Below are 12,597 nucleotides of genomic sequence, written 5' to 3' on the forward strand. Positions count from 1 at the left end.
CCATGATCCGCGTCTTTGCTGCGTTATTGCCCTCGGCCGCCGCGCGTGAGCATTTGGTGCATACGCTGCGGCCCATCCACGCGGCAACTACTAATGAGCTGCGCTGGACGGATCCGGATAATTGGCATCTGACCATGGCGTTTTATGGCGAGCAGCCCAATGATGCCGCGGCGGTGCGCGAGCACCTAGCCCACGCGGTGGCAGGGCGCGCGGCGTTGGATGTGCGTTTAAGCGGTGCGGGGAGCTTTGAGCAGCGCACGCTGTGGGTGGGCGTCGGCGGGCAGGCGCGCGGTGTGCGGGAGTTGATGGCGGAGTGCCAGCTTGCCGACGTCCCCTTTAGCCACCACCGCCCCCACCTCACCGTCGCGCGTGCCGGCCGGCGGACCCGTGAGCCGTGGGCGCTGGCGGATTATGTGCGCGCGTTATCGGTGTATCGGGGACCGGATTTTCGCGCCGACCGCCTGTGCCTGATGCAATCCCACCTCGGTGAGGGCCGTGGCGGCGGGCCGCGCTACGAGGTAATCGAGGAATACCCGTTGTTCTAGGCGGCGCGGGCCGTACGGACTTCGTGCACCAGGGAATCGAGCTCCGCGCGGGTGGCCGTGCGGTCTGGGTGGGTGGTGCAGAAATCTAGCAGGAAGTAGCCGGCGTGTTGTACGGCAATGTGCCGTGCCCAAAATCGGCGCACGGCATCGGGGTTATCCACGGCGAGTGACTGGATGGCGCGGCGCTCCGAGAGCAGCTCGTATTGCAGGTCGCGGCGTGCGGACAATACGGCATCTGGGGTATTGACGAAGAGCAAGCCGAGTAGGGTGGCCATGGACTCCATCGCGCGGACCTGCAGGCGGGCCTGATTGCGCACGGGGGCGCGGCGCTGCCACAGCCACAGCACCGCGGTGGCGATGAGGATGGACAAGATGATTTCGCCGCAGCGGGCCTGGATGGTCGGCCACAGGGGACGGGTGGCGGAATTGCCCATGAGGAGGGCGAGCGGGGTGGAGAAGATAACGCAGATGGCGTAGTTCTTGGCCACGAAGATTTCGGCGCAGAATTGGCACGCGGCCAGCGCGAGCAGGAGCGTCCACCCTTGAATGCCAAAGTAATGGAGGATAGAAAACAGCAGTACGCCGACGACGGAGCCGAGCATGCGGTGGATGCCGCGGACGGTGCCTGGCACGTGATCGGGTCCCCATTGCAGCATGAGGAAGGCAGAGACCACGCCCCAGTCCGGGCGGTCGAAGCCGAGGGTAAGGCCCACCAGCACGGTAATGGCCGCGGAAAGGACAATTTTTTGGGTGGTGACCATGGCGTGCGAATCCCGGACCGCGGCGCGGTACAAGCGGTAGCGGCCGGTGGGGCGGGTGTGCGGGATGGCGGTGCGATCCGGATCGACGTCGGTGACACTATCGGTGAGCTGATCCGAATCGGCGCCCAAATCCAAGGCGCGATTATGCGCCACGATGGTGTGTTGGGCCGCGAGGGTGCGCTCTACTAGGTGGGCGCCCTGGGAGTCGATGATGCGGCCGCCGCGGATGATGTGGGCGTCGGAAAGCGCCTGCCAGGCAGCAAAGAGCGCGGTCTGCGCCTGGTGGTGGCGGGCCAAGGAATCGTCGCGGTCATCTTTGAATGCGGCCGCGGCCTTTTCCAGTGCGGTGACCGCGCGGCGCTCGGGGCCGTGGGAGTCAATAAGCGCCGGCGCCATGCCGAGCACGAGGCTGGCTATCATGCCGGTCAGCGCCCAAAAGAGCAGCTGGCCCACGGTGACATCGGTGCGCGCAAGCATCACCGAACCGCCGCCAACCATGACCAAGAAGAAGGTGCCCGGCGGCGGCAAGCGCAGGGCATTTTGGGCAAAGCCGCACACGGCGGCCAATGCCGTGGTGTATAAGCCTGCCAGCAGCAGCCACCAATGGCCGTGGCCAGGCGCAAAGATGAGGTGGCCTACTAGCACGCCCACGGCCGCGACGGTAATGAGTGCGGTGCCGGCGGTGAGCATGACGCGGGGGCGGGTGCGATAAGGGTGGCCCTCGCCAAAGATGACGGTGAACGCGCCGGTGGAAATGAGCAGGATGGCGTAGTCGTGGCCGGTCAGCAGCGCGATGGCGCCGGGAATGAGAATCGCCAAGCCCGCGCGCAGGGCACTGGGCCAGCGCACCGAGGCGCTATTAAACGCGGTGAGCAACTGGGTGGTGCTGGGGCGCTGCGGGATGGGATAGTCAAGCTGGGTGGCCACGGAGCAGCAGGATCCTTTCTCGGCGGAGTTATCTGACCCGACTACCTTACGCCCGAAGCCACCCGCTTTACATGTCGGCGGCCGCGATGAGCCGGCGCGTGTAGTCCGTGCTGGGCGAGGCCCACACGGAGTCGGTCGATCCGTGCTCGATGAGCCGGCCGCGTTCAAGGACCGCAACGCTCTCGCACAGGTGGCGCACCACCGCGAGATCGTGGGTGACAAAAAGCAGGGTGAGCTTGCGCTTGGCGATGACCCCCGCCAATAACTCCAGCACCTGTGCGCGTACCGACATATCGAGGGCAGAGACTGCTTCATCGGCCAGTAAGATATCCGGCTCGCCGCACAGCGCGCGGGCGATGGAAATGCGTTGGCGCTGGCCGCCGGAGAACTCGTGCGGGAAGCGATCGAGGCTCTCGGCTGGCAGCCCGACCTCTTCGAGCGCGGCCGCCGCGCGAGCGCGCTTGTCGGCTTTGCCGAGGTTGCCAGGGATAGCCTCCGCAATGGATTTCCAGATTTTCAGGCGCGGGTTGAGCGAGCCCTGCGGGTCTTGGAAGACCATCTGCACGCGGCCGCGGACGTCGATGTCACCACTCGTGGGCTGGTCGAGCCCGGCGATGAGCTTGAGCAGGCTGGTCTTGCCCGAGCCGGAGCCGCCCACGATGCCCAGGCGCTCGCCGTGGTGCACGCGCAGGTCGATGCCATCGAGTGCGGCATGTGCGCCGTGGACCTTGCTGACCCCGCGTAGCGTTACCAACGCATCCTCCGCCGTGGCCGGAGAAAGGCTCAGCTCCGGCGGCCGCGAGGAGGCGATGAGCGTGCGGGTATAGGGATGCTCGGGGTGGACAAGTACGCGCTCGGTGGGACCGGATTCCACCACCGCGCCCTGGTGCATGACGAGGACGTTGGGGCACATGCGGCGAATGACGCCCAGGTCATGGGTGATGAAGACCAGCGCGGTGCCGCGGGCCTTGGTTACACGCTCGATGACGCTCAACACGCCATCTTGCGTGGTGGCATCCAGCGCGGTGGTTGGTTCATCGCAGATGAGAAGATCGGGGTGGCCGGCCATGGCCATGGCGATGAGCACGCGCTGACGCTGGCCGCCGGAGAGCTGATGTGGGAATCGGGAGGCACTGTCGGCATCAAGCTCCACCTCTTCGAGAGCGGTTGCGGCATCGCGCACCCCGGCTTGAGCCAGCTGCTTGCCCACGCGCATAAGCGGATCCAGTGCGCTCATCGGTTCTTGGAAGACCATGGCCATGGTTTTCCCACGCAGGGGGCGGATGCGGGCATCGCGTGCGCCGACTACCTCGTGGCCATCCACGGTGACGGAGCCGCTCGCGCGTACCCCATCGGGTAAAAGCCCCATGATGGATAGCGCAGTGAGCGATTTTCCGGAGCCGGATTCACCGATGATGCCGAGCTTTTCACCGGCCGCGAGCTCGAAGTTAAGCGGCCCCGCAAGGGCAGTGGTGGACCCGGTGGCGGTGACCGTCAGGTTATTTATGTGGAGCAAGCTCATCGCGCGGATCCTTTCAGGCGGGGATCGAGGAGGTCACGGAGGGCGTCGCCAAGCAGGTTAAAGCCCAGCACCGTCGCAGCAATCGCCAGTCCCGGCCAGAAGGCCTGCAGGGGAGCGGTGCCCAGCAGCGACTGGGAATCTTGCAGCATCCGGCCCCAAGAGGCCGCCGGTGGGGCAGTGCCCAGGCCGAGGTAGGACAGGCCGGCCTCAGCCAGGATGGCGAGGGCGAAGTAGACGGAGGCCTGTACGATGAGCAGGCCCGCAATATTAGGCAGGATATGGCGCCACGCCACTTTCCAGCCCGGAACCGCGGAAATGCGCGCGGAGGAAATAAAGTCCTGCGTGATAACCTGCAGCGTGCCTGAACGCGCCACGCGGGCAAAGGAGGGAATGCCGGCGATGCCGATGGCAACCATGGCCGTCAGCGTGGATGGGCCCCACACCGCGCCGGCAATGATCGCCAACAGCAGCGCGGGGAAGGCAAGCAGTAGATCCGCGCCGCGCATCACCAGCGCATCGGCCCACCTGCCGCGGCGCATGCCGGCGAGGATGCCCAAGGGCACGCCCACGAGGGCGGCGATGCCCACCGCAATCAGCCCGACAAAGACCGTAATCTGGGCTCCCGCCATGATGCGGGAGGCGGTATCGCGGCCAAAGCGGTCCGTGCCCAGGAGGTGCTCGGCGCTGGGACCGGCAAGGCGCACATCCGGGTGCGCCAGCGTCGGGTCATAGGGCGTCCACACCAGCGAAAGTAGCGCCACCAGCACCGTGGCGGCGACGAGGATGGCTCCCAGCCAGCCAGAAAAACGCAGCTTCATTATTTATCACCTGCCGTGATGCGCGGATCGATGAATCGGTAGGCCACATCCGTTAAGGCATTGACCACCAAGGCGAAGGCGACGAGCAGCATGACCAGGGTTTGTACCGTGGTCAGATCGCGCACCGATACCGCGTCCAAGAGCATGGAACCAATACCGGGGATGACAAAGACGGATTCGATCACCACGGCACCCACGACCATCGTGGTCAGCTGCACGCCGGCCACGGTAAGCACCGGCAGCGCCGCATTGCGCAGGCCATGGCGCTTGAGCGCCTCCCACGGGGACTGGCCGAGCGCACGGGCGGTACGGATATAGTCTTGATTCAGTACATCAAGCACCGCCGAGCGCACGTAACGCGTCAGCATTGCGCCCTGCACCACGGCCAGCGCAATGACCGGCAAAATAAGGTGGCGGATAAACTCGCCCGCGCCCTGGTTCGGCGGCACCCACCCATTGGTCGGCAGCCAGCCCAGATGGACGGCAAAGATGGCCACCAGAATGATGCCGAGCAGGAAGCTGGGCACCGCAATGCCCAGCTGCGTACCGGCCGAAACCACATCCGCGCCTCGGGTACGGTTGCGCAGGGCCAGCCACATACCCACCGGGATAGCCCCGGCCAGCGCAAGCAGCATCGCCAGGCCAATGAGGATGAGCGTGACTTGGGCGCGGTCTAGCACCAGCGGCGTAATATCCTGCTGCGAGGACAAAGACTGCCCAAAACTGCCGGTAAATAGGCCTTTTATCCACTCCCAATATTGCGTAAGCAGCGGGCGGTCTAGCCCCAGCTCGGAGCTGAGCTCGTCGACGGCCTCTTCGGTCGCATTCACCCCCAGCGCCACCCGCGCCGGGTTGCCCGGCACCGCGCGCATGAGCGCGAAAATGATGATGGAGGCTACAAAGAGCGTTAACGCAAAGCGCAGCAGCGGGCGCACGATGGCGCGCCCAGTATTGCGAAGGGAACTCATCGGGCCTCCTTGTCGGTGTTATCTGCGGCGGCAGCTTTGGCGTCCACGTCCGCGTCGGCAGAAGTCAGGTCGCGCAGGATGAGAGCGTCGGTGACCTGATCCGGATGCAATCCGCGCACGCCGGCGCGGGTGAGCACGATATTGGGCATATTCATCAGTGTCAGCGCGCCAGCATCCGCCATGATCTGATCCACGGCCTGTGCCATGAGCTTGGGGTAATCCTTCTCGGGTGCGGAATCGGCCTGGGCCAAAAGCTCGCGGGTGCGCGGGGAATCGTAGTTGAGGTAATAATCCGGATCGCCGAACAAGGTGGGCACATCGCGCGGCTCCACGTGGGAGATGAGCGACATCTGATAGTCCTTTGCTCCCATCACCTGGCCTAGCCACACGGCCGGGAATTCGGCGGATTCCAGCGTCACCTTAAAACCAACCTCAGTAAGCTGCGAGTACAGCAGCTCGGCGACGGTCTGGGCGTAGGGCCGCGTCGGTGTGGTCAGCGTGATTTCGGCCCCTTCTGCGCCGGCCTCCGTGAGCAGCTGGCGGGCCTTATCTGGGTCGTAGTTGTAGTAGTGCTTGCCCTCGAACCACGGGTCCGTAGGGGGGATCGGTGCGCCGCCGGTGTCCTTGGCCATGCCATTCCACAAAATGTCATTGGCCGCCTTGCGGTCTACGGCATAGGCGACGGCCTGGCGCACCCGTGGATCGTCGAAAGGCGCGCGGGCATTATTCATAGACAACAGCACCTCACCATTGGTGGTGCCGACCTCGGTAGCGATGCCCTCTTTGACGTCATCAAGAAGCTCTGGGTTTTGCACGCCCAAGACCACGTCCACGCCGCCGGCCTGCAGAGCATTGACCGAGGAGATGGTATCCGGGAAATAGCGCACCGTGACATCCCGCGCGGCGGGCTTTCCCCAATATTCGTCGCGAACGTGCAGCTCTACGAATTCCGAGGGCGCAAAGCGGGACACCTCATAGGGGCCGGTTCCCACTGGCTGCGCGGCGAGATTATCCATGCCGTGTGGCGTCATCATCGCGCCGGTGGCCGTTCCCATGGACCACAGCCAGCCATTGGAGGGCTGCTTGAGGTGTACTTTTAGCGTGTGATCCTCGGTTGCGGTGACCTTGTCTACCGGATCCATGGCGGCGGCGATGCCGTTGGTCCACTTCTCGCGCACGTAGTTAATGGAAAAGGCGGCGGTCTCAGCGTTAAAGGCATCGCCATTGGAAAAGGTGACGCCCTTGCGCAGGTGGAAAGTATAGGTGCGGGCATCGTCACTAATATCCCACGAAGTGGCAAGTCCTGGGGTAATGGAGCCGTCTTCATCGATGCGCACGAGGGTCTCGTACACGTTGTCCATAAGCACGGCGGGGATGGCGGCGCCACCGGTGGTGGTGAAATCCAGCGAGGTGGCGGCCGATGTGGAGGCCACGGTGAGGGCAGAAGGTGCGGCGTCGCTGCCTGTCTGGGTGGTATCAACCACCGCGGTATGGCCCGCGGAACATGCCGAGAGGGTTCCTACAGCGGCCGCCATGGTGAGGCTGCCCAGCGCCCTGCCGGCGCGAAATCTTCTCATAGAAAGCAGGGTAGCCGGTGGGTATAGCTGCCGTGAAACTTATGCAAAATTTCCAGGTGTGGGGATAACTTCTAGGGGTGAAACACCCCCGCGCACGCTATTCATTGCCAGCTTCATGCGGTCCGCTCGGTAGAGATAGACCGCCAATTCCACCGGTTCGCCGGAGTGGTTGGAAATCTCCATCTGCAGCCGCCACAGCGGGGTACCCGTAGCCACGCCAAGCGCTTCGGCGTCTTCGGCATTGGCTTCCTCCAGTGTGAGTTCGCGGCGCACATTATCAAAATCCACGCCGCAATCGCGCAGGTGCGCATGAATGGAGCCGGCATCCGCATCGAAGTCCAAAATGTGCTTTCCCACCACCATGGGGAAATACATGCGCTCGATGGCAATGGGGTGGTCTTCGGTATAGCGCACGCGGTGGACAAATACGACATTTTGTTCTGGGTCTACGCGCAGAAAGCGGGTGATATCCCGCGGTGCGCGGCGGCGAGCCAGCCACAGGGTGTGCTGCTGCGGATTCACGTCATATTCGCTGAGCCAACTGGAAATGGAATAGATGGACTCAAAAAGCTCGGCCTGGGTGGAGGCCAAAACGGTAGAGCGGCGCCCGCGGCCAGAGGACACCAGCCCTTCGGCCCGCAAAGCCGCTACTGCTTGGCGCACGGGTCCGCGGGAAGAAGAAAACTTCTCGCATAAATCTGCTTCACTAGGCAGAAAATCGCCTGGTTGCAGCACGCCAGAGCTGATCTGCTCTCGCAGGTAATCAGCGATCTTCTTATGCTGCTGTTTATCGCGTGGGCTCATTCAACCTTTGTCCTTAGTTTCTCCGGGGCATTTCCCAGCGGAGCGAAACACAGTAATGCTATTCCATTTTGCAAAGGCACGCTAATGGAACACCGCCACTGAGAAAACAACGCGTTGCCCGGGTAAAGGCATTCAAATAATAAATCACGCGCCGTTCGACCAGCGCCGAGATGCTAGGCGAGCACGCTAGGCTATGTGACCGTGGACGAGAGCACCGAAACGATTGAAGTACGCGCGGCTAGCGGCAGCGCGCGCCTGGGCAAGGCGATAGCGGTGGCGGTCATCATCGCCGTCGCGCTGCTGGTTATCGGTGGGGTGCTTATTTACTCGGCGTTGCAGGAACCGGCCGATTCGCGCCTGCATTCCGTTTATCTCATTGCCGCGCTCATGCCCCTAGGCGGGGCGCTGTGCGCCATGCTGGCGGTGGTGGCCTCCGGGCGGCGCCGGGCACGTCCGGTGCTGCGGATCGGCGAGGAGATTTCCTTGCCCCACCAGCGGACCAGTTTCGCCGCCTCTGAGCTAGAGCGCGTGCAGTTCTATTCGCTCGGGCCGGATCAGAATTTCCTTGCCCTGATTCCAGGCGGGGTGCGCGTTTCTACCTTGGACGAGGCCCAACGGTATTCGGCCCGCCTGCCGGAGCAGGCGAACCTGGGCCCGCGGGAACTCGAGGGAAAGCTCCGGGAGCGGTTCCCCGGCGTTCCCATTGACCACTTGGGCCAGGTGCGGACTGAAGACTAGCTCGGGGTGCCGGCTACGCGTGCCGGATCGAGCTGCCAGCCCTGCGCGAGCAGCTGCATATTCTTGATTACTTCCTCGTGCGAGCTGGACTGCAGCGAGACCATGAGCTCATCGGCCTTGGCGTGCTCTTGGAAGGTATCGAGGTAGCTGGCCACCTCATCGGCGGTGCCTACGGCGGAGTACTTCAGCATGTCTAGGATTTGCTGGCCCTGGTACGAACCGATGATCTGCTCTACCTGCTCATCGGTGAGGTGCTTGCCGCGGCCGGCGAAGGCCTTGACGCGGTTGAAGCACACGCGCTCGTATTCTTCCTGCGCCTCTTGGGTGGTATCGGCGGCGGTGACGTTGACGCCGGCGATGACATAGGGCTTGCTAAAGCGCTCGGAGGGCTGGAAGTGCTCGCGGTAGTAGGTGGTGGCCTGCTCGAGGTGCTGCGGGGCAAAGTGGGAGGCAAAGGCATAAGGCAGGCCGAGCTTGGCGGCCAGGGAGGCGCCGAACATGGACGAGCCCAAAATATAGATAGGCACGTTGGTATTCGCGCCCGGGATGGCGCTGACTCCCGGAATATAGGACTTGCCCTCGAGGTAGGAGTTGAGCTCCTTGACGTCCTCGGGGAAGCGCTCGGCAGAGTGGGCTTCACGGCGCAGAGCGCGGCCTAGGGTATTCATGTCCGTACCGGGGGCGCGGCCCACGCCCAAGTCAATGCGCTCGGGGTACATCTCCTCCAAAGTGCCGAATTGCTCCGCAATGACATAAGGGGAGTGGTTGGGCAGCATCACTCCGCCGGAGCCTAAGCGAATGCGCTCGGTCTTCGCACCGATGTGGGCGATGAGCACGGCCGGGGAAGAGGACATGATGGACTTCATATTGTGGTGCTCGGTGTACCACATGCGAGAATAACCCAGCTTTTCTGCTTCCTGTGCCAATTCCACAGAGCGGGCGATGGATTGTGCTGGGGTCTCGCCCTCATAGATGGTGCAGAAGTCCAAGACGGAAAGATGCGCGCGTTCGGTCACGGGGGAGCCTTCCTTTTGCTTTCGGAAAATTCTGTCTAAGTTCTCTTCTTCCAACGGTACGCGCCGCCTGACTATTCCGGGCGAGGCGATACCGCATCGCCGCCGAGACCTGCTGACATAAAAATCCCCTCCGCCTCGGCACCGTGGTTATGTGCGGAGGGGAGGGGTAAGGCAGGGCTAAGAGACTAAGACTCAGCGAGGGCCTCTGCCTCGGCCGGTTCTTCCGCTTGTGGGTTGGCAGCGGCGTGCTTCTCGCCGGCCTTGGTGGCGATATCGACAACGAGGCCGACGACTGCCGCGATGGCGGTAGGAACAATCCAGCCCAAGTCAACGGCTTGGCCAGGAGCCAGGCTCAAGAGGGGATCGAGCGCGTCGGCGCCCCAGCCCTGGGCGGCGATGACGGACAGAGCCGACCACAGCACCGATACCCACAGCGCCAGACGGTAGGTCCAGTAGAAGACAACGGACTTTTTCACCACCGGCTGGATCAGGGTGAGGACGATAAGGGAAATGGCCGGCGGATACAGGAAAGTGATGAAGGGGACTGCAATGGACAGCACCGTCTCCAGCCCTTGGAAGGCAAAGAGGATGGACAGTGCGGTAAAGAGGCAGGCCCAGACGTGGTACTTCACCTTAGGCACAAGCATTTCGAAGAAGGCTGAGGTGGAGGTGATAAGGCCCACCGCGGTGGTCATACAGGCCAAGATGACGATGGCAGAAAAGACGGCTTGGCCGATGGTGCCCATGGTGAGATTGGCGGCGTCGGCAAGCAGGGGCGCTCCTGACTCATAGGACTGGCCATTAGGAATGGTTTGGCCTACCCACGCCAAGCCCAGATAGATAGCGGCCAGCAAAGCGCCAGCAACCAGAGCGGCGGTGATGGTGCCGTTAACCAAGGACTTTTTGGTCTTAAACCCCTTGGAGCGCAAAGAGCCAACAATCACGATGGAAAAGGCCAAGCCCGCAATGGCATCCATGGTGTTATAACCCTCAAAAAGGCCGGTGACCATGGGCGAAGAAGCATAGTCCGTGGTAGGGGTCTGGGGATCGCGGGGATTGTTGAAAGCTGCCAAGGCGATGAGGATAACCAACAGCGCCACCAAAGCCGGGGTGAGGAACTTACCTAAGGTATCGATAATGGAATTCGGCTTCCAGGACAGCGCTAGGGCGATGAGGAAAAAGACCACATTGAAGATGCCATTGGCCATGGTTCCTTCCCAGCCCAGCAGTGGGGTGATGGCGGTTTCCATAGAAACGGCGCCGGTGCGCGGCAGGGCGTAGAAAGCACCGATGGCCAGGTAGGCCATCACGGAAAAGACCAGGCCGAAGAGGGCGCCGCCGTTGGAGCTCAAATCGCGCACGGAGCGGCCAGAAATGGCAACGGCAACAATAGCTAGGACCGGAAGGAGCACGCCGGCGGCAAGAAAGCCGAGGACGGCGGGCCAAAAGTTGGTGCCGGCCGAAACGCCCACCATGGGCGGGAAGATGAGGTTGCCGGCGCCGAAGAACATCGAAAACAGCATCAGCGACGCAATTACGATGGTGGCGCCGGGCTTAGAGGTGCTTGACGCAACTGGGGTAGCCATTGTGGCTCCTTAATTTTCCATGTACAGCTAGAATGCGGGGAAGCTTTCCCATTCCGCCGAGGGTGGTGGCGGAGGCGGGGTGCCTCGTCGCGGTCCGAGGTGGCGGGTCACGCCTGTTCGTGTAATGAGACATTACCGCCCACATGGTGAGAAATCAAAGCGTGGGGGTGACGCAGAATACATGGTGGCCCCAGCTGGGCTGGCCTAATCGAGGTCCGCGAAGGCGCGCTCCATGCGGTCGAGTGCCTCTTCTAAGATCTCGCGTGAGGTAGAGAAATTCAACCGTGCATGGCCCGGGCCGCCGGTGCCAAAGGTATCGCCCTCATTAAGCGCTACCTTCGCATTCTCCCGCAACCACTTGGCCGGCTGCGGGTTGCCGCCGATAGCGGTATCGGCAAAATCCAACCACAGCAGGTAGGTGGCATCCGGCTTGCTGGTCTTGAGGCCTGGGATGCGCTGAGGCAGCTCCTCCACCAACCAATCGCGGGTCTGCCGCAGGTACGCTATTTCTTCATCGAGGAAGTCGCCGCACTCGCGGTAGGCAGTCTCCGCAGCAAGCACGCCTAGAGTGCCCGTGCCATCCTTGGCCACGCCTGTAAGGCCATTCCACGTGTGTACGTCGGCCGTGTTGGAGAAAATGATCTGCGCGCACTTGAGCCCGGCAATATTAAAAGCCTTGGAGGTGGCGGTTACCGTGATGGTGTGCTCTGCGGCCGCCGCGCTAAGCGACGCCACCGGGATATGCCGCCCCTCATAGACCAGCGGGGCATGGATTTCATCGGCTAGGATGCGCACATCATATTTTTCCGCCAGTTCTACCAGGCCGGTAAGGAACTCCTCATCCAGGACACGGCCGAGCGGATTATAGGGATTGGCCAGCAAAATAGAGCCCGCGCCCGCCTGGAAGGCGCGCTCAATATCATCCAGCTCTAGGCTGGTCTCGATCTTTTCGCGGCCAGCGGCCCGTGGCAGCTCCAGCAGTGGAGGGTAGGAAGGCACTGGCACGATGACTGGGGAGCCTTCGCGGGTAAAGTACTGCACTCCTAGCAAAAGACCCCGCACTACGTCCCCGATCCAGAAAATATGTTCCGAGTTGGGACGCCAGCCATAGCGCGCGTCATAAAAATCAGCCACAGCCTCGCGTAGCCCCGAGGCCTTAGGCGCTGGGGTATAGCCAAAGGTTTCCTTATCCACCAAGTCTTCTAACGCCTTCTTGATGGCGGGCGCAGTGGGGAAGTCGGATTCCGCAATCCAGAGCGGCAGCACGTCTTCCTCGAAGACGGTCCACTTGCGGGTTCCGCGGGCTTGCAACTCTTCTAGGCTAGGAAACTCCAT

At 62.7% G+C, this 12,597-nt stretch carries 11 protein-coding genes; 2 read left to right on the forward strand and 9 right to left on the reverse strand.

All coding sequences use genetic code 11. The features are described 5' to 3' along the window. Positions 1-2 precede the first annotated feature (2 nt). Positions 3-545 (forward strand): RNA 2',3'-cyclic phosphodiesterase, encoded by a 543-nt coding sequence (gene thpR / locus ACKFRY_RS05595; protein WP_408923364.1) that lies wholly within the window; start codon positions 3-5, stop codon positions 543-545. Here thpR and ACKFRY_RS05600 read toward each other — a convergent pair. The 6 genes from ACKFRY_RS05600 to ACKFRY_RS05625 all read right to left on the reverse strand — a co-directional run bounded on the left by ACKFRY_RS05600 (position 542) and on the right by ACKFRY_RS05625 (position 7,922). Further along, positions 542-2,233, reverse strand: a complete 1,692-nt coding sequence (locus ACKFRY_RS05600) for an FUSC family protein (protein ID WP_408923365.1) — start codon at positions 2,231-2,233, stop codon at positions 542-544. The genes thpR and ACKFRY_RS05600 overlap by 4 nt on opposite strands. Positions 2,234-2,300: 67 nt before the next feature. Continuing rightward, entirely contained in the window at positions 2,301-3,755 is a 1,455-nt protein-coding gene (locus tag ACKFRY_RS05605) for an ATP-binding cassette domain-containing protein (RefSeq protein WP_408921966.1), read from the reverse strand. Then, a complete protein-coding gene (locus ACKFRY_RS05610; protein WP_408921967.1) occupies positions 3,752-4,573 on the reverse strand; it encodes an ABC transporter permease in 822 nt (273 codons plus the stop codon). Before ACKFRY_RS05610 ends, ACKFRY_RS05605 begins: the two co-directional genes overlap by 4 nt. Then, positions 4,573-5,541, reverse strand: coding sequence for an ABC transporter permease (locus ACKFRY_RS05615; protein WP_337887684.1), 969 nt, complete (start codon positions 5,539-5,541; stop codon positions 4,573-4,575). Before ACKFRY_RS05615 ends, ACKFRY_RS05610 begins: the two co-directional genes overlap by 1 nt. After that, positions 5,538-7,118: an ABC transporter substrate-binding protein gene (locus tag ACKFRY_RS05620; RefSeq protein ID WP_408921968.1), complete on the reverse strand. Its 1,581-nt coding sequence runs from the start codon at positions 7,116-7,118 to the stop codon at positions 5,538-5,540. The genes ACKFRY_RS05615 and ACKFRY_RS05620 overlap by 4 nt, the downstream gene beginning before the upstream one ends. A 39-nt stretch (positions 7,119-7,157) precedes the next feature. Further along, positions 7,158-7,922: a GntR family transcriptional regulator gene (locus ACKFRY_RS05625; protein ID WP_408921969.1), complete on the reverse strand. Its 765-nt coding sequence runs from the start codon at positions 7,920-7,922 to the stop codon at positions 7,158-7,160. 201 nt (positions 7,923-8,123) lie between these two features. On the opposite strand from ACKFRY_RS05625, the gene ACKFRY_RS05630 reads away from it, so the two are divergent. After that, positions 8,124-8,660, forward strand: coding sequence for a hypothetical protein (locus tag ACKFRY_RS05630; protein ID WP_408921970.1), 537 nt, complete (start codon positions 8,124-8,126; stop codon positions 8,658-8,660). Here ACKFRY_RS05630 and ACKFRY_RS05635 read toward each other — a convergent pair. From ACKFRY_RS05635 to ACKFRY_RS05645, 3 genes are all read right to left on the reverse strand, one after another. Beyond that, positions 8,657-9,676: an LLM class flavin-dependent oxidoreductase gene (locus ACKFRY_RS05635; protein ID WP_408921971.1), complete on the reverse strand. Its 1,020-nt coding sequence runs from the start codon at positions 9,674-9,676 to the stop codon at positions 8,657-8,659. The genes ACKFRY_RS05630 and ACKFRY_RS05635 overlap by 4 nt on opposite strands. 185 nt (positions 9,677-9,861) lie before the next feature. After that, positions 9,862-11,262 (reverse strand): branched-chain amino acid transport system II carrier protein, encoded by a 1,401-nt coding sequence (gene brnQ, locus ACKFRY_RS05640; protein ID WP_408921972.1) that lies wholly within the window; start codon positions 11,260-11,262, stop codon positions 9,862-9,864. A 204-nt stretch (positions 11,263-11,466) separates the two neighbouring features. Next, positions 11,467-12,597 carry a MalY/PatB family protein gene (locus ACKFRY_RS05645; protein WP_408923366.1) on the reverse strand — a complete coding sequence of 377 codons (1,131 nt, stop codon included), beginning with the start codon at positions 12,595-12,597 and terminating at the stop codon, positions 11,467-11,469.

This window comes from Corynebacterium tuberculostearicum, from assembly GCF_046097255.1.
Taxonomy (GTDB): domain Bacteria; phylum Actinomycetota; class Actinomycetes; order Mycobacteriales; family Mycobacteriaceae; genus Corynebacterium; species Corynebacterium tuberculostearicum_J.